The following is a 15,967-nucleotide window of genomic DNA, read 5'->3' on the forward strand; positions in this document are numbered from 1 at the left end:
CTCACAGGTACGCGGCGTTGGCCGCTTCGAGGCGGCCCTGAGCGCGCAGGATCAATTCGCAGAATTCGCGGGCGGCACCTTCGCCGCCACGGGCGCGGGTGACGCCGTGGGCGTGTTCGCGGACGAAATCGGCAGCGTTGGCCACCGCCATGCCCAGCCCTACGCGGCGGATCACCGGCAAGTCTGGCAGATCGTCACCGAGGTAGGCGACTTCTTCATAGCTTAGGCCCAGTTGTGCCAGCAGACCGTCGAGCACCACCAATTTATCCTCGCGCCCCTGAAACAGGTGAGGGATGCCGAGGTTCTTCGCGCGACGCTCGACCACCGGGGTCTTGCGGCCACTGATGATCGCGGTTTGCACGCCGGCGTTCATCAGCATCTTGATGCCCTGGCCGTCGAGGGTGTTGAACGTCTTGAACTCGCTGCCGTCTTCGAGGAAGTACAGGCGACCGTCGGTGAGGACACCGTCGACGTCGAAGACTGCCAGTTTGATCGCTTTGCCGCGTTGCAGCAGATCGTTGTTCATTACATGACTCCCGCGCGCAGCAGATCGGAGAGGTTGAAGGCGCCGATCGGGCGATCCTCCTCGTCGACGACTACCAATGCGTTGATTCGATGGTCTTCCATGATTTTCAGGGCTTCGGCGGCGAGCATCTCGGGCCGGGCGGTCTTGCCGTGTGCGGTCATCACCTGGTCGATGGTGGCGCTGCGGATGTCGATGGCGCGATCCAGGGTGCGGCGCAGATCGCCGTCGGTGAAGATCCCGGCGAGCTTGCCATCGGCTTCAAGGATGGCGGTCATGCCGAGGCCCTTGCGGGTCATTTCCATCAGCGCGTCCTTGAGCAGGGTGCCGCGCTGTACCTGCGGCAGCTCTTGCCCGGCATGCATGACGTTTTCCACTTTCAGCAACAGGCGACGGCCAAGGGCTCCGCCCGGATGCGAGAAAGCAAAGTCTTCGGCAGTAAAACCACGTGCTTCGAGCAACGCCACGGCCAGGGCATCGCCCATGACCAGCGCGGCGGTGGTCGAGGACGTCGGTGCCAGATTCAGCGGGCAGGCTTCGTGCTCGACATGCACATTGAGATTGACCTCGGCAGCCTTCGCCAGCGGCGACTGCGGGTTGCCGGTAACGCTGATCAGCTGGATGCCCAGGCGTTTTATCAGCGGCAGCAGGGTCACGATTTCATTGGTCGAGCCGGAGTTCGACAGGGCCAGAATCACGTCGTCGCGGGTGATCATGCCCATGTCGCCATGGCTGGCTTCGGCCGGATGGACAAAAAACGCCGGGGTGCCGGTGCTGGCCAGGGTGGCGGCGATCTTGTTGCCAATGTGCCCGGATTTGCCCATGCCGACCACGACCACACGGCCCTTGCTGGCCAGAATCATCTCGCAAGCGCGTACGAAATCGGCGTCGATATGGGCCATCAAGCCTTGGACGGCTTCCACTTCGAGGCGGATGGTGCGTTGTGCCGATTGAATCAGGTCGCGGGTTTTGCTCATGTCAGAATCGTATGGCCCGATGAAAAGGCGGCGATTATAGCGGTTATGTGGCAAAGCCTCACGCAAGTTCGTCGTGCTTTGTCATTACTGGTTACCAAAACATTCTGAAAGTTGCTCCGACCCTCGTCTAACGGCGATCTCGACCGGGTTCTCGCTTGGGCGCTCCGCCTTTGCAGTGATATAGTTCGCCGCCAGTTCGGCCTGCCCGGGATGCAGGTGTTTCCGAGGAAAGTCTGGCATCCCAGTGAGAGGCTGCATCGCAAGGAGTTTAGATGAGTGCCGATAACGCCTACGCGGTCGAGCTGAAGGGAGTCTCCTTCAAGCGCGGTGCGCGGAGCATTTTCAATAACGTCGATATCCGCATCCCGCGTGGCAAGGTCACCGGCATCATGGGGCCTTCCGGCTGCGGCAAGACCACGCTGCTGCGCATGATGGGCGCACAATTGCGACCGTCAAGCGGTGAAGTCTGGGTCAACGGGCAGAACCTGCCGACGCTGTCGCGCAGCGATCTGTTCGATGCGCGCAAGCACATGGGCGTGCTGTTTCAGAGCGGCGCGCTGTTCACCGACCTTGATGTGTTCGAGAACGTGGCCTTTCCGCTGCGGGTTCACACCCAGTTGCCAGAAGACATGATCCGCGACATCGTCCTGCTCAAATTGCAGGCGGTAGGGCTGCGTGGGGCTATCGAACTGATGCCGGACGAATTGTCCGGCGGCATGAAGCGGCGTGTAGCGCTGGCCCGGGCGATTGCCCTCGATCCGCAGATTCTCATGTATGACGAGCCTTTTGTGGGCCAGGACCCGATTGCCATGGGCGTGCTGGTGCGCCTGATCCGCCTGCTCAACGATGCCCTGGGGATTACCAGCATCGTGGTGTCCCACGATCTGGCGGAAACCGCGAGCATTGCCGACTACATCTATGTAGTGGGCGATGGTCAGGTACTGGGGCAGGGCACGCCGGATGAGCTGATGAATTCGGCTGAGCCGCGGATCCGCCAGTTCATGACCGGCGATCCCGATGGCCCGGTGCCGTATCATTTTCCAGCGACGGATTACCGCGCAGATCTTCTGGGGAAGCGCTGATGCGCAGAATTTCATTGATGGAGCGCGTGCGTCGGTTCGGCGAATCGGCGATCGACGCGGTCGCGGTGTTTGGTCGAGCGACCCTGTTCCTGTTTCATGCCCTGCTGGGCCGTGGCGGTATCAGCGGTGGTTTCGGCCTGCTGGTCAAGCAGCTGCATTCAGTCGGCGTGATGTCGCTGGTGATCATCGTGGTCTCCGGCATTTTCATCGGCATGGTCCTCGCACTGCAGGGCTTCAGCATTCTTTCCAGCTATGGTTCGGAACAGGCGGTGGGGCAGATGGTGGCCCTGACGCTGCTGCGTGAACTGGGGCCGGTGGTCACGGCGTTGCTGTTTGCCGGGCGGGCCGGTTCGGCGCTGACTGCCGAAATCGGCAACATGAAGTCCACCGAGCAGTTGTCCAGCCTGGAAATGATCGGTGTCGATCCGCTCAAGTACATCATTGCCCCGCGCCTGTGGGCCGGCTTCATTTCCCTGCCGGTGCTGGCGATGATTTTCAGCGTTGTGGGTATCTGGGGCGGTTCGTGGGTCGCGGTCGACTGGCTGGGCGTCTATGAAGGCTCGTACTGGGCGAACATGCAGAACAGCGTGAACTTCACCAGTGACGTGCTCAATGGCGTGATCAAAAGTATCGTTTTCGCCTTTGTCGTGACCTGGATTGCCGTATTCCAAGGCTATGACTGTGAACCCACTTCCGAGGGAATCAGTCGTGCCACCACCAAGACCGTGGTGTTTGCCTCGCTGGCAGTGCTCGGCCTGGACTTTATTCTGACCGCTTTGATGTTTGGAGATTTCTGATGCAAAACCGCACCCTGGAAATCGGTGTCGGCCTGTTCCTGCTGGCAGGGATCCTGGCTTTGCTGCTGCTCGCCTTGCGCGTCAGCGGTCTGTCTGCGACTTCGTCCACCGACACTTATAAACTTTATGCCTACTTCGACAATATCGCCGGTCTGACGGTCAGAGCGAAAGTGACCATGGCCGGTGTAACCATCGGCAAGGTCACTGCTATCGATCTGGATCGCGACAGCTTCACCGGTCGGGTCACGCTGCAAGTGGATAAAAAGGTCGACAACCTGCCGGTCGATTCCACAGCGTCTATCCTCACCGCGGGTCTGCTGGGCGAGAAATACATCGGTATCAGCGTCGGCGGCGAGGACACCCAGTTGAAAGACGGTGGAACCATCCATGACACGCAGTCGTCACTGGTACTGGAAGACCTGATCGGTAAATTCCTGCTCAATACCGTTAGCAAAGACGCCAAATGAGGAGCTTTTAAATGATCTCTATCTTGCGACGTGGCCTGTTGGTGTTGCTCGCGGCCCTGCCGTTGATGGCTAACGCTGCACCGGGACAATCGGCCCATGACCTTATTCAGGACACCACCAACCGGATGCTTGCCGACCTGCAGGCCAACAAAGAGAAGTACAAGCAGGATCCGCAGGATTTCTACGCGGCGCTGAATAGCATCGTTGGCCCGGTGGTGGACGCCGAGGGCATCTCCAAAAGCATCATGACCGTGAAGTATTCGCGCAAGGCAACGCCTGAGCAGATGCAACGCTTCCAGGAAAACTTCAAGCGTGGCCTGTTTCAGTTCTATGGCAATGCTCTGCTTGAGTACAACAACCAGGGCATCACCGTTGACCCGGCCAAGGACGAGTCCGGCGATCGCACCAGCGTCAACATGACCGTCAAGGGCAGCAACGGCGCGATCTATCCGGTGCAGTACACCCTTGAAAAGATCAACGGCGAGTGGAAGCTGCGCAACGTGATCATCAACGGTATCAATATCGGCAAGCTGTTCCGTGACCAGTTCGCCGACGCGATGCAGCGCAATGGCAACGACCTGGACAAGACCATCGATGGCTGGGCCGGTGAAGTGGCCAAGGCCAAGCAGGAAACCGACAAAGCCGCCGCGAAGCCAGCGCAATGAGTGAGGCGGCAGTACGTATGAGTGATGTCGACGAGCTGGTGCTCAGCGGCGTGCTGGATTACCGCACCGGACCTGAACTGCGCAAGGAAGGTCAGGCGCTGATCAAGTCGAGCAAGGCGTCTTCACTGGTCATCGACTGTTCGGCGGTGCAGAAGTCCAGCAGCGTCGGGCTGTCGTTGCTGCTGTGCTTCATGCGGGATGCGCAGGCGGCCGGCAAAGCCGTCAGCATCCGCGCGATGCCCGAAGACATGCGCGAAATCGCTCAGGTCAGTGAATTGACCGAGCTGTTGGCGCACCCCTGAACCAGCATCTATAAAGAAGCCCCCCGTCAGAGTCCTGCGTTGCGGGGTTCGCAGGCGCGGGGCTTTTTTGTATGATGTCCGACCCGTGCGCACAGGGCGCCGATTGAGGTTGAGCATGCAGGCCGTAGAAGTGAAGAGCTTCCTTGAAGGGAAGCTGCCAGGAACCCAGGTGGAAGTCGAAGGCGAAGGCTGCAACTTTCAGCTGAACGTGATTAGCGATGAACTGGCGGCGTTAAGCCCGGTCAAGCGTCAGCAGAGCATCTATGCCCATTTGAACCCATGGATCGCCGATGGCAGCATCCACGCGGTCACTATGAAATTTTTCAGCAGCGCGGCCTGGGCCGAGCGCACCTGAGCCCTAGGGCGTTGAGATTCTTATGGATAAATTGATTATTACCGGTGGCGCTCGTCTTGATGGCGAGATCCGCATTTCCGGCGCGAAAAACTCCGCCCTGCCGATTCTGGCCGCTACGCTGCTGTGCGATGGCCCGGTCACCGTTGGCAACCTGCCGCACCTGCACGACATCACCACCATGATCGAGTTGTTCGGGCGCATGGGCATTGAGCCGGTGATCGACGAGAAACTCAGCGTCGAAATCGACCCGCGCACCATCAAGACCCTGATCGCGCCGTACGAACTGGTGAAAACCATGCGTGCGTCGATTCTGGTATTGGGCCCGATGGTCGCGCGTTTCGGCGAAGCCGAAGTTGCACTGCCTGGCGGTTGCGCCATCGGCTCGCGTCCGGTCGACCTGCACATCCGCGGGCTGGAAGCCATGGGCGCGGTCATCGACGTCGAAGGCGGCTACATCAAGGCCAAGGCGCCTGAAGGTGGCCTGCGCGGCGCGCACTTCTTCTTCGATACCGTCAGCGTGACCGGTACCGAGAACATCATGATGGCCGCTGCACTGGCCAAAGGTCGCAGCGTGTTGCAGAACGCCGCTCGCGAGCCTGAAGTGGTCGACCTGGCGAACTTCCTCAACGCCATGGGCGCCAAGGTTTCCGGTGCCGGCACCGACACCATCACCATCGATGGCGTCGAGCGCCTGGGTTCGGCTTTCTACAAGGTCATGCCTGACCGTATCGAAACCGGCACCTATCTGGTCGCTGCTGCCGTGACCGGTGGCCGCGTCAAGGTCAAGGACACCGATCCGACCATCCTCGAAGCGGTGCTGGAAAAGCTGCGTGAAGCCGGCGCGCAAATCACTTGCGGTGAAGACTGGATCGAGCTGAACATGCACGGCAAGCGTCCGAAAGCGGTCAACGTGCGCACTGCGCCGTACCCGGCGTTCCCGACCGACATGCAAGCGCAGTTCATCTCGCTCAACGCCATTGCCGAAGGCACCGGTGCGGTGATCGAGACAATCTTCGAAAACCGCTTCATGCACGTGTACGAGCTGCACCGCATGGGCGCCAAGATCCAGGTCGAAGGCAACACCGCCATCGTTACCGGTACCGAAATTCTCAAGGGCGCGCCTGTGATGGCGACCGACCTGCGGGCTTCGGCCAGTCTGGTGATCTCGGCGCTGGTCGCTGAAGGCGACACGCTGATCGATCGTATCTACCACATAGACCGTGGTTACGAGTGCATCGAAGAAAAACTGCAAATGCTCGGCGCCAAGATCCGTCGCGTTCCGGGCTGATCGCTGCATCGGGACACAGGGACGTGTCCACTGAATTCGTTTTGAGTCGAGGGTGTGCGCACCCTCGATGTGTGTCCGGCGCCAATTGTGACCGGGCATGAGTACCTTGATAAGGACTGACGTTTCCCATGTTGACCATCGCACTGTCCAAGGGCCGCATCCTTGACGACACCCTGCCGCTTCTCGCTGAAGCGGGCATCGTGCCGACCGAGAATCCGGACAAGAGCCGCAAGCTGATCATCCCCACGACTCAGGACGATGTGCGTCTGCTGATCGTGCGTGCCACCGACGTGCCGACCTATGTCGAACACGGCGCGGCCGACCTCGGCGTCGCCGGCAAGGACGTGCTGATGGAATACACCGGCCAGGGCCTGTATGAGCCGCTGGATCTGCAAATCGCCCAGTGCAAGCTGATGACCGCCGGCAAGATTGGCGCGGCCGAGCCCAAGGGCCGTCTGCGTGTGGCGACCAAATTCGTCAACGTTGCCAAGCGTTATTACGCCGAGCAGGGCCGTCAGGTCGACATCATCAAGCTGTACGGCTCGATGGAACTGGCGCCGCTGATCGGTCTGGCCGACAAGATCATCGACGTGGTCGACACCGGCAACACCCTGCGCGCCAACGGCCTGGAGCCGCAGGAACTGATCGCCACGATCAGCTCGCGCCTGGTGGTCAACAAGGCTTCGATGAAAATGCAACACGCCCGGATCCAGGCGTTGATCGACACCCTGCGCAACGCAGTGGAATCGCGACACCGCGGCTGATTCACTTGCGCGATCCTAGGTCGCGCCGTCTATCCGCCTCATAGCCAGAATTCTCAGGTGCCCAAGCGGATCGAATGATAGTTTCGGGCGCCTGAGTTATTTGCCATTCCTATGAGGCTCTCGCTATGACCGCACCGACTGCAATTCGCCGACTCAACGCTGCTGACCCGGATTTCGCGCATCATCTGGATCATCTGCTGAGCTGGGAAAGTGTGTCTGACGACTCGGTCAATCAGCGCGTTCTGGACATCATCAAGGCTGTGCGCGAGCGCGGTGACGCGGCGCTGGTCGAGTTCACCCAGCAGTTTGACGGCCTGCAAGTGGCATCGATGGCCGACCTGATCCTGCCGCGCGAACGCCTGGAACTGGCCCTGACCCGCATCACTGTGCCGCAGCGCGAAGCGTTGGAAAAAGCCGCCGCCCGTGTGCGCAGCTACCACGAAAAACAGAAACAGGATTCCTGGAGCTACACCGAAGCCGACGGCACGGTGCTTGGCCAGAAGGTCACACCGCTGGATCGCGCCGGTCTGTATGTACCGGGCGGCAAGGCCTCGTATCCGTCATCGGTGTTGATGAACGCGATTCCGGCCAAGGTCGCCGGCGTCACCGAAGTGGTGATGGTCGTGCCAACCCCGCGCGGTGAACTCAACGAACTGGTGCTGGCCGCTGCCTGCATCGCCGGTGTCGATCGCGTGTTCACCATCGGCGGCGCGCAAGCGGTTGCCGCGCTGGCTTACGGCACCGAAAGCGTGCCGCGCGTCGACAAAGTGGTCGGCCCGGGCAACATCTATGTCGCCACGGCCAAGCGCCACGTTTTCGGCCAGGTCGGTATCGACATGATCGCCGGCCCGTCGGAAATCCTCGTGGTGTGCGACGGCCAGACCGATCCGGACTGGATCGCCATGGACCTGTTCTCCCAGGCCGAGCACGACGAGGACGCGCAAGCGATCCTGGTCAGCCCGGACGCCGAGTTTCTCGACAAGGTCGCTGCGAGCATCGACAAACTGCTGCCGACCATGGACCGCGCAACCATCATCGAAACCTCGATCAATGGCCGTGGTGCGCTGATCCAAGTGAGTGACATGGCCCAGGCCATCGAAGTCGCCAACCGCATCGCGCCTGAACACCTGGAATTGTCGGTCGCCGATCCGCAAGCGTGGCTGCCGCAGATTCGCCACGCTGGTGCGATCTTCATGGGCCGCCACACCTGCGAAGCACTGGGCGACTACTGCGCCGGTCCAAACCATGTGCTGCCAACTTCCGGCACTGCGCGATTCTCCTCGCCGCTGGGGGTGCATGACTTCCAGAAGCGTTCGTCGATTATCTTCTGCTCCGAGGCCGGCGCTTCCGAGCTGGGCAAGACTGCATCGGTACTGGCCCGTGGCGAATCGCTCAGTGCTCACGCCCGCAGCGCTGAATACCGCATCAAAGACCAGGACTTTCTTGAAGGGCAGGGGGAGTGAGCATGAGTAAATTCTGGAGCCCGTTCGTCAAGGATCTGGTGCCTTATGTGCCGGGCGAACAGCCGAAGCTGACCAGACTGGTCAAGCTCAACACCAACGAAAACCCCTACGGCCCATCGCCCAAAGCACTGGCCGCGATGCAAGCCGAGCTCAACGACAACCTGCGTCTGTACCCTGATCCGAACAGCGATCTGCTGAAAACCGCCGTGGCCGATTACCACGGCGTGCAGACCAATCAGGTGTTCCTCGGCAACGGTTCGGACGAGGTGCTCGCGCACATTTTTCATGGTCTGCTGCAACACGATAAACCGCTGCTGTTCCCGGACATCAGCTACAGCTTCTATCCGGTTTACTGCGGGTTGTATGGCATTGAATTCGACGCGGTGCCGCTGGATTCGCACTTCCAGATCAACCCGGCCGACTACGCCAAGCCGAACGGCGGGATCATTTTTCCTAACCCGAACGCCCCGACCGGTTGCCTGCTGGCGCTGGATGCGGTCGAGCAAATCCTCAAGGCCAGTCCTGATTCGGTCGTAGTCGTGGACGAGGCGTACATCGACTTCGGCGGAGAAACAGCGATCAGTCTGGTGGATCGTTATCCGAATCTGCTGGTGACCCAGACCCTGTCCAAGTCGCGCTCGCTGGCCGGGCTGCGCGTCGGTCTGGCGGTCGGCCACCCGGATCTGATCGAGGCGCTGGAGCGGATCAAGAACAGCTTCAACTCCTATCCGCTGGATCGTCTGGCGATTGTCGGAGCTGCGGCGGCTTTTGCCGATCGCGAGTATTTCGACAAGACTTGCCGCCAAGTCATCGAGAGCCGCGAGTGGGTCGTTACGCAATTGCAGGGCAAGGGCTTTGAAGTGCTGCCGTCGGCGGCGAACTTCATCTTCGCCCGCCATCCGCAGCATGACGCGGCGGGGCTGGCCGCCAGGCTGCGCGAGCAGGGCGTGATTGTGCGGCACTTCAAGCAGGAGCGGATTGCGCAGTTCCTGCGGATATCGGTGGGTACGCCGGAGCAGAATCAGGCACTGATCGATGGGCTTGGCGAGCTCTGACCAGCTCTGCTTTCTGTAGGAGTGAGCCTGCTCGCGATAGCAGATGGACATTCAACATTGATGTTGGCTGACCCGGCGCAATCGCGAGCAGGCTCGCTCCAGGGGATTTGTGGTGATTATTCGTGATGCGGTTCACCGAGGAATGTCAGCGAACTGAACAACCCCCGGCTATCCACATCCGCGCTGTCCTTTACCGGCACTTCAACCTGCGCCGCGATCACGTTCAAACCCTCATTTCTGACCAGCACCTGCGCGCGCCCGTCCTTGTCTGTTTCGGTGCTCAGCGTGTTCGGTGCGCTGCGATAGTCGCCATACAACTTCACTCCTGCCGCCGGTTTGCCATCGAGCAATACCCGCACCGGCAATGACTTGCCTGGCCCCACGGTCAGCGGGTCAACTTCCGGCAGAATCAGCAATTTGATCTGGTCGAGCTTCGGTAACTTCGCCCCCGGCTGATAGATCGCCAGGCTGTATTTGAAGGTCTGGGTAGCCTCGGTGGCGCCCGGCACTTTGCTGCGTCCTTCGTTGACCCACTTCTTGTCGGCCGTCTGTGACCACATACCGTTGTTCAATGCCACGGCCATGGCTGCCGGGGCTTTCAACGGTTTCAGTCGGGCGTGATCGGGCAGGCGCTCGACGCTGACCGGGATCATCTTGCCGCCGGCATCATACGCCCAGGCCCCGCTGATTTTCTGCGCCTTGAAAGCGTTGTCTTCGGCGCCGTGGCCGTAGACCACTTCGATGTTGCCACGCCGTTGTTCTGTCCACAGGCCATGGGCCGAGACCTGGCCGGTGAACAGCGCAGCGATAAGCAGAAGGGATTTGCCGTAGTGCATGTTAACGTCCTTTTACAGGTTGAGTGTCAGGCTGACGGTGAAATTGCGCGGCTCGCCGGAGTTGACCCAGTAGTTGCTGTACGAGCGCTCGTAGTATTTCTCGTCGAAAATGTTGTTCAGGTTCAGGCCGAGCGTGACGTTGTCACTGGCCTTGTAGTGCGCGAGCAAGTCGACGGTTCGATAAGCCGGCAATTCGAAATCGCTGCCTGATTCACCCGAGCGATCGCCGACATAAGTGAACGCTGCACCGACATCCGAGCCGCGCAGATGGCCATCCTGAAACTCATATACACCCAGCAGACTGCCGCTGCGTTTGGCCACGCCGAGGATGCGGCTGCCTGTAGGAATGGTGGCGTCGCCTTTGGTTACCTCGGCGTCTATATAGGCGAAGGCGCCGATGACCCGCACCGCGTCGGTCAGCTGGCCGGTGACTTGCCAATCGAAGCCTTGACTGCGCGCCTTGCCCATGGCGCGGCTGGTGTCGGTTCCCGGATCAAGGGCGAGGACGTTTTCCTTGTCGATGTGGAAGAAGGCGAGGGTGCTGCTCACGCGTTCATCGAACAGCTCGTTCTTGATCCCCACTTCATAACCGACACCTTCTTCCGGGTCGAAGGATTTACCGGAGGCGTCCAGGCCGTTGTTCGGTTTGAACGAGGTCGAGGCGTTGGCGAACAGGCCGGTGTTCGGCGTGAGCTGATAGAGCAGGCCGGCGCGTTGGGTCAGGGCGTCGTGTCGCTGCTGGCTCTTGGCATTACGGCTGTGGTCATCGATGCGCTCATCGAAATGCTCGACGCGCGCGCCGACCATGCCGCGCAGTTTGTCGGTGAAGATGATCTGGTCCTGCAGGTTCAGCGCATGGCTTTCGACGTGTTCGAAGAAGTCGGTGCCCGAGCGCTCGCCATCGGGTTTTGGCTGGCCGTAGATCGGCTGATAGATGTCGATGGCATACGGGCCGCCGGCGATGGTGGTGACGCGCTCGTTCTTGCGGTAATTCTCGTACTCGGTGCCGATCAGCAATTCATGCTGCCACGGCCCGAGGTCGAACAGACCGCGCAGCTCCAGTTGCGTGATGCTGTCGTGCCAACTCGTATCGCGCTCGCGCAAGCGGCGATTGACGGTGCGGCCGTCGGCGTTCAGCGCTCGTTGTTCCGAGGCGTCGCCCCAGAGCTTGCCTTCCTTGTAGTGACTGGCCAGGCGCAGTTTCCAGCTGTCGTTCAGATGATGTTCGAGCGTGGCCTGGAGCAGGTTGTTGTGGTTGTCGATGTTGCCGTCGTCGGGTTCGCCGAGAAAGGTCGAACGCGATACGCCACTCCATTTATTGTTCGGCGCCACGATGCCGCGATCGAACGTCGAGTTGTGACGGACGATTTCGCTTTCCACCAGCAACGAGGTGTCCGGGTTCAGCTGCCAACTGATCGAAGGCGCGACAAATACCCGCTGGCTGTCGACGTGGTCGCGGAAGCTGTTGTTGTCCTCCACGGCAAGGTTGATGCGCGAGAGCACATCGCCCTGCTCATCAAGTGGCGCGTTGACGTCCAGCGCGGTGCGATAGCGATCCCAGCTGCCGGCGCTGGTTTGCAGGGTGGTGAACGCTTCCGGCTGCGGCTTTTTGGTGACGATGTTGACCGTGCCGCCGGGATCTCCTCGACCGTACAGGCTGGCGGCCGGACCTTTGAGCACCTCGATGCGCTCGATGTTCGCTGCGTCAGGTGTGCTTGGATAACCACGATTGGCGCTGAAGCCATCCTTGTAGAACTCGGAAGTGGTAAAGCCACGCACGCTGTATTCGTACAGGGTCAGGCCGCCGAAATTGTTTTGCTTGGATACACCGCCGGCGAAATCCAGCGCGCGCTCGACGCTGCTGCTGCCCAGATCCTTGAGCACACTGGCTGGTACCACGCTGATGGCTTGTGGGATATCGCGAATCGCGGTGTCGGTTTTGGTCGCGCTGGCGGAGCGGGTCGCGCGGTAACCGCTGACCGGGCCGGTGGGGGATTCGTAGTCGGAGGTAACGCTGATCGCTTCAAGCTCAAGGGCTTGCGGCTCATCGGCGAAGGTGGGATCGCAGAGCAAACCCAAGGTCAGGCCCAGCAACGAGGCCTTTTTGCGAGACGACATGTTATGTTGTTCCAATTGTCAGAATTGAAACAATATAACATGCCTGTTGAGAATGTCTGTTATTCGCGCCGCTGGCGCGAAAACATTTTTATTCTTCTTTTTCTTTGACCGGTGCCGGCGGTGGGCGCAGGCCGATTTCAGCGGTCAGCTTTAACTCTTTACCGTTGCGCATCACCTGAATCGTCACCTTGTCGGTCGGTTTTATTCTTGCGACCTGGTTCATCGAACGACGGCCATCGCCGGCCGGCTCGCCATCGATGCTCAGAATCACGTCGCCCAGTTGCAGGCCGGCCTTCTGTGCCGGGCCGTCGCGGAAGATCCCCGCGACGACAATCCCCGGACGCCCGGACAAGCCAAACGACTCGGCCAGCTCTTGGGTCAGCGGTTGCACTTCGATGCCCAGCCAGCCACGAATCACCTGACCGTGCTCGATGATCGACTTCATCACTTCCATTGCCAGTTTTACCGGAATGGCAAAACCGATGCCTTGCGAGCCGCCGGACTTGGAAAAGATCGCCGTGTTGATGCCGGTGAGGTTGCCGTTGGCATCGACCAGCGCACCGCCGGAGTTGCCCGGGTTGATCGCCGCGTCGGTCTGGATGAAATCTTCGTAGTTGTTCAGGCCCAGCTGGTTACGCCCGGTGGCGCTGATGATGCCCATGGTCACGGTCTGGCCGACGCCGAACGGGTTGCCGATGGCCAGCGCCACGTCGCCGATGCGAATGCTGTCGGAACGTCCGACGGTGATGGCCGGGAGGTTTTTCAGGTCGATTTTCAGAACGGCGAGGTCGGTCTCGGGATCGCTGCCGATCACGCGGGCGAGGGTCTCACGGCCATCCTTGAGCGCCACGACGATCTGATCGGCGCCGCTGGTTACGTGGTTGTTGGTGAGAATGTAGCCCTCCGGGCTCATGATCACCCCGGAACCGAGGCTCGATTCCATGCGCTTTTGCTTGGGCGAATTGTCACCGAAGAAGCGGCGGAACTGCGGATCCTCGAACAGAGGATGCGCCGGTTTGTTGATGACCTTGGTGGTGTACAGGTTGACCACCGAGGGCGCGGCGATGCCCACAGCGTCGGCGTAGGACACCGGCCCTTGTTGCACAATGGTTGTCTGTGGGGCCTGCTGCAGATTGACGTCGAGGCTCGGCAGCCCGACCCACTCGGGGTAACGCTGAATAATCAACAGAGCGATAAGCACACCGGCCAACAGCGGCCAGCCAAAAAAACGCAGCGCCTTGAGCATTAAGCACGTTCCTGGAAAGGTTGCAGGCGAGGTCAGACCGCCCATAATGTCGCGCATTATACGAGGCCGCGCGCGCCTCTGAACGGGATATTTAGGAGTCTTTCATGGCTGTTGCCCTCAGCACCCTCGTCGAAGAAGCCGACCGCTATCTCGCCAGTGCGAAAATTGCCGATTATTGCCCCAACGGTTTGCAGGTCGAAGGCCGCCCGCAGGTGATGCGTATCGTCAGCGGCGTCACCGCCAGCCAGGCGTTGCTCGACGCCGCCGTTGAAGCCGAGGCCGATCTGATCCTGGTTCACCATGGTTATTTCTGGAAGGGCGAAAATCCCTGCGTCACCGGCATGAAGCAGCGTCGCTTGAAGACCTTGCTCAAGCACGACATCAGTCTGCTCGCCTATCACCTGCCGCTTGACCTGCACCCGGACGTTGGCAACAACGTGCAACTGGCGCGTCAGCTCGACATCACCGTTGAGGGACCGCTGGACCCGAGCAACCCGAAAGTCGTCGGTTTGGTTGGTTCGGCGAATGAGCCGATGACTGCGCGAGATTTCGCGCGCAAGGTGCAGGAAGCCATGGGCCGCGAACCGCTGCTGATCGAAGGCAGCGGCATGATCCGCCGCGTCGGCTGGTGCACCGGCGGTGGCCAGGGCTATATCGATCAGGGCGTGGCGGCGGGCGTCGATCTGTTCATCAGTGGTGAGGCCTCCGAGCAGACCTTCCACAGCGCCCGGGAAAACGACATCAGCTTCATCGCCGCCGGTCATCACGCTACCGAACGCTACGGCGTGCAGGCGCTGGGCGAGTACCTGGCGAAGCGCTTTGCCCTTGAACACATCTTCATCGATTGCCCGAATCCGATCTGACACATCGGTCCCTGTGTAGGAGCTGCCGAAGGCTGCGATCTTTTGATCTTGATCTTTAAAACACAATCAAAAGATCGCAGCCTTCGGCAGCTCCTACATGGGTCGGCGCGCCCAAACGAGCAGGCATATTCATATACCCTTTCGATCTAGTTGGCGTCCTGATCAGAAGAGGTCGCTGTGCTAGGATTCCCCGCTCGAACACGGCCCGCTGGCCGTTCATAAGAAAGCTTTCGTGAGTAGCCATGGTCGACAAACTGACGCATCTGAAACAGCTGGAGGCGGAAAGCATCCACATCATCCGCGAGGTGGCCGCCGAGTTCGACAACCCGGTGATGCTGTACTCCATCGGTAAAGACTCCGCCGTGATGCTGCACCTGGCACGCAAGGCGTTCTTCCCGGGCAAACTGCCGTTTCCGGTGATGCACGTCGACACCCGCTGGAAATTCCAGGAGATGTACAAGTTCCGCGACAAGATGGTCGAAGAACTGGGCCTGGACCTGATCACCCACATCAACCCCGATGGCGTGGCACAGAACATCAATCCGTTCACTCACGGCAGCGCCAAGCACACCGACATCATGAAAACCGAGGGTCTGAAGCAGGCACTCGACAAGCATGGTTTCGACGCAGCGTTTGGCGGCGCCCGTCGCGATGAAGAGAAATCCCGTGCCAAAGAGCGCGTGTACTCGTTCCGCGACAGCAAGCACCGCTGGGACCCGAAAAACCAGCGTCCGGAGCTGTGGAACGTCTACAACGGCAAGGTCAACAAGGGCGAATCCATCCGTGTTTTCCCGTTGTCGAACTGGACCGAGCTGGATATCTGGCAGTACATCTACCTTGAAGGCATCCCGATCGTGCCGCTGTACTTCGCCGCCGAACGCGAAGTGATCGAGAAGAACGGCACGCTGATCATGATCGACGACGAGCGCATCCTCGAGCACCTGTCCGACGAGGACAAAGCGCGCATCGTCAAAAAGAAAGTGCGCTTCCGCACCCTTGGCTGCTACCCGTTGACGGGCGCGGTGGAGTCCGAGGCCGAAAGCCTGACGGACATCATTCAGGAAATGCTCCTGACGCGAACTTCCGAGCGCCAGGGCCGGGTCATCGACCACGATGGCGCAGGCTCGATGGAAGACAAAAAACGTCAAGGCTATTTCTAAGGGGCT

17 protein-coding genes are annotated in these 15,967 nt (G+C 60.2%); 12 read left to right on the plus strand and 5 right to left on the minus strand.

Translation table 11 applies throughout. The features are described from left to right. Position 1: 1 nt before the first annotated feature. Together VNV36_RS02880 and VNV36_RS02885 are read right to left on the minus strand one after the other, a co-directional pair. Entirely contained in the window at positions 2–526 is a 525-nt protein-coding gene (locus VNV36_RS02880) for a KdsC family phosphatase (protein WP_042608755.1), read from the minus strand. Then, positions 526–1,500 (minus strand): KpsF/GutQ family sugar-phosphate isomerase, encoded by a 975-nt coding sequence (locus tag VNV36_RS02885; protein WP_325716062.1) that lies wholly within the window; start codon positions 1,498–1,500, stop codon positions 526–528. Before VNV36_RS02885 ends, VNV36_RS02880 begins: the two co-directional genes overlap by 1 nt. A 272-nt stretch (positions 1,501–1,772) precedes the next feature. On the opposite strand from VNV36_RS02885, the gene VNV36_RS02890 reads away from it, so the two are divergent. The 10 genes from VNV36_RS02890 (at position 1,773) to hisC (ending at position 9,738) form a co-directional block, all read left to right on the plus strand. Next, positions 1,773–2,582, plus strand: coding sequence for an ATP-binding cassette domain-containing protein (locus tag VNV36_RS02890; protein ID WP_325716064.1), 810 nt, complete (start codon positions 1,773–1,775; stop codon positions 2,580–2,582). Then, positions 2,582–3,379, plus strand: a complete 798-nt coding sequence (gene mlaE / locus VNV36_RS02895) for a lipid asymmetry maintenance ABC transporter permease subunit MlaE (RefSeq protein WP_325716066.1) — start codon at positions 2,582–2,584, stop codon at positions 3,377–3,379. The genes VNV36_RS02890 and mlaE overlap by 1 nt, the downstream gene beginning before the upstream one ends. Then, complete coding sequence (mlaD, locus tag VNV36_RS02900) at positions 3,379–3,846, plus strand: outer membrane lipid asymmetry maintenance protein MlaD (protein WP_186547255.1); 468 nt, start codon at positions 3,379–3,381, stop codon at positions 3,844–3,846. The genes mlaE and mlaD overlap by 1 nt, the downstream gene beginning before the upstream one ends. An 11-nt stretch (positions 3,847–3,857) precedes the next feature. Then, the gene (locus VNV36_RS02905) at positions 3,858–4,511 is read left to right on the plus strand and encodes an MlaC/ttg2D family ABC transporter substrate-binding protein (protein ID WP_325716069.1); all 654 of its coding nucleotides are present in this window, start codon (positions 3,858–3,860) and stop codon (positions 4,509–4,511) included. Then, positions 4,508–4,813: an STAS domain-containing protein gene (locus tag VNV36_RS02910; protein WP_325716071.1), complete on the plus strand. Its 306-nt coding sequence runs from the start codon at positions 4,508–4,510 to the stop codon at positions 4,811–4,813. The genes VNV36_RS02905 and VNV36_RS02910 overlap by 4 nt, the downstream gene beginning before the upstream one ends. A 115-nt stretch (positions 4,814–4,928) precedes the next feature. Further along, entirely contained in the window at positions 4,929–5,168 is a 240-nt protein-coding gene (locus VNV36_RS02915) for a BolA family protein (RefSeq protein ID WP_007953556.1), read from the plus strand. Positions 5,169–5,190: 22 nt separating this feature from the next. After that, on the plus strand, positions 5,191–6,456 hold the full coding sequence (gene murA / locus VNV36_RS02920; protein ID WP_325716073.1) for a UDP-N-acetylglucosamine 1-carboxyvinyltransferase: 1,266 nt from the start codon (positions 5,191–5,193) through the stop codon (positions 6,454–6,456). A gap of 128 nt (positions 6,457–6,584) precedes the next feature. After that, the gene (gene hisG, locus VNV36_RS02925) at positions 6,585–7,220 is read left to right on the plus strand and encodes an ATP phosphoribosyltransferase (protein WP_007967226.1); all 636 of its coding nucleotides are present in this window, start codon (positions 6,585–6,587) and stop codon (positions 7,218–7,220) included. Positions 7,221–7,345: 125 nt separating this feature from the next. After that, positions 7,346–8,683: a histidinol dehydrogenase gene (hisD, locus tag VNV36_RS02930; protein ID WP_325716076.1), complete on the plus strand. Its 1,338-nt coding sequence runs from the start codon at positions 7,346–7,348 to the stop codon at positions 8,681–8,683. A gap of 2 nt (positions 8,684–8,685) precedes the next feature. Continuing rightward, entirely contained in the window at positions 8,686–9,738 is a 1,053-nt protein-coding gene (gene hisC, locus VNV36_RS02935; RefSeq protein ID WP_325716079.1) for a histidinol-phosphate transaminase, read from the plus strand. A 116-nt stretch (positions 9,739–9,854) separates the two neighbouring features. On the opposite strand, the gene VNV36_RS02940 is transcribed toward hisC, so the two are convergent. From VNV36_RS02940 to algW, 3 genes are all read right to left on the minus strand, one after another. Beyond that, positions 9,855–10,574, minus strand: a complete 720-nt coding sequence (locus VNV36_RS02940) for a DUF4198 domain-containing protein (RefSeq protein ID WP_325716081.1) — start codon at positions 10,572–10,574, stop codon at positions 9,855–9,857. 12 nt (positions 10,575–10,586) lie between these two features. Continuing rightward, the gene (locus VNV36_RS02945; protein WP_325716082.1) at positions 10,587–12,692 is read right to left on the minus strand and encodes a TonB-dependent siderophore receptor; all 2,106 of its coding nucleotides are present in this window, start codon (positions 12,690–12,692) and stop codon (positions 10,587–10,589) included. 88 nt (positions 12,693–12,780) lie between these two features. After that, positions 12,781–13,938: a Do family serine endopeptidase AlgW gene (algW, locus tag VNV36_RS02950; RefSeq protein ID WP_016770590.1), complete on the minus strand. Its 1,158-nt coding sequence runs from the start codon at positions 13,936–13,938 to the stop codon at positions 12,781–12,783. A gap of 104 nt (positions 13,939–14,042) precedes the next feature. On the opposite strand from algW, the gene VNV36_RS02955 reads away from it, so the two are divergent. Together VNV36_RS02955 and cysD are read left to right on the plus strand one after the other, a co-directional pair. Beyond that, complete coding sequence (locus VNV36_RS02955; protein ID WP_325716084.1) at positions 14,043–14,801, plus strand: Nif3-like dinuclear metal center hexameric protein; 759 nt, start codon at positions 14,043–14,045, stop codon at positions 14,799–14,801. A gap of 242 nt (positions 14,802–15,043) precedes the next feature. Then, positions 15,044–15,961 carry a sulfate adenylyltransferase subunit CysD gene (gene cysD / locus VNV36_RS02960; RefSeq protein WP_007912374.1) on the plus strand — a complete coding sequence of 306 codons (918 nt, stop codon included), beginning with the start codon at positions 15,044–15,046 and terminating at the stop codon, positions 15,959–15,961. Positions 15,962–15,967 lie beyond the last annotated feature (6 nt).

This window comes from Pseudomonas sp. (assembly GCF_035554175.1).
Lineage (GTDB): Bacteria > Pseudomonadota > Gammaproteobacteria > Pseudomonadales > Pseudomonadaceae > Aquipseudomonas.

What these genes read in the sequence shown, in the direction of transcription:
- VNV36_RS02880 (WP_042608755.1), bottom strand. Translation starts at nt 526, where the DNA reads ATGAACAACGATCTGCTGCAACGCGGCAAAGCGATCAAACTGGCAGTC.
- VNV36_RS02885 (WP_325716062.1), bottom strand. Translation starts at nt 1,500, where the DNA reads ATGAGCAAAACCCGCGACCTGATTCAATCGGCACAACGCACCATCCGC.
- VNV36_RS02890 (WP_325716064.1), top strand. Translation starts at nt 1,773, where the DNA reads ATGAGTGCCGATAACGCCTACGCGGTCGAGCTGAAGGGAGTCTCCTTC.
- mlaE (WP_325716066.1), top strand. Translation starts at nt 2,582, where the DNA reads ATGCGCAGAATTTCATTGATGGAGCGCGTGCGTCGGTTCGGCGAATCG.
- mlaD (WP_186547255.1), top strand. Translation starts at nt 3,379, where the DNA reads ATGCAAAACCGCACCCTGGAAATCGGTGTCGGCCTGTTCCTGCTGGCA.
- VNV36_RS02905 (WP_325716069.1), top strand. Translation starts at nt 3,858, where the DNA reads ATGATCTCTATCTTGCGACGTGGCCTGTTGGTGTTGCTCGCGGCCCTG.
- VNV36_RS02910 (WP_325716071.1), top strand. Translation starts at nt 4,508, where the DNA reads ATGAGTGAGGCGGCAGTACGTATGAGTGATGTCGACGAGCTGGTGCTC.
- VNV36_RS02915 (WP_007953556.1), top strand. Translation starts at nt 4,929, where the DNA reads ATGCAGGCCGTAGAAGTGAAGAGCTTCCTTGAAGGGAAGCTGCCAGGA.
- murA (WP_325716073.1), top strand. Translation starts at nt 5,191, where the DNA reads ATGGATAAATTGATTATTACCGGTGGCGCTCGTCTTGATGGCGAGATC.
- hisG (WP_007967226.1), top strand. Translation starts at nt 6,585, where the DNA reads ATGTTGACCATCGCACTGTCCAAGGGCCGCATCCTTGACGACACCCTG.
- hisD (WP_325716076.1), top strand. Translation starts at nt 7,346, where the DNA reads ATGACCGCACCGACTGCAATTCGCCGACTCAACGCTGCTGACCCGGAT.
- hisC (WP_325716079.1), top strand. Translation starts at nt 8,686, where the DNA reads ATGAGTAAATTCTGGAGCCCGTTCGTCAAGGATCTGGTGCCTTATGTG.
- VNV36_RS02940 (WP_325716081.1), bottom strand. Translation starts at nt 10,574, where the DNA reads ATGCACTACGGCAAATCCCTTCTGCTTATCGCTGCGCTGTTCACCGGC.
- VNV36_RS02945 (WP_325716082.1), bottom strand. Translation starts at nt 12,692, where the DNA reads ATGTCGTCTCGCAAAAAGGCCTCGTTGCTGGGCCTGACCTTGGGTTTG.
- algW (WP_016770590.1), bottom strand. Translation starts at nt 13,938, where the DNA reads ATGCTCAAGGCGCTGCGTTTTTTTGGCTGGCCGCTGTTGGCCGGTGTG.
- VNV36_RS02955 (WP_325716084.1), top strand. Translation starts at nt 14,043, where the DNA reads ATGGCTGTTGCCCTCAGCACCCTCGTCGAAGAAGCCGACCGCTATCTC.
- cysD (WP_007912374.1), top strand. Translation starts at nt 15,044, where the DNA reads ATGGTCGACAAACTGACGCATCTGAAACAGCTGGAGGCGGAAAGCATC.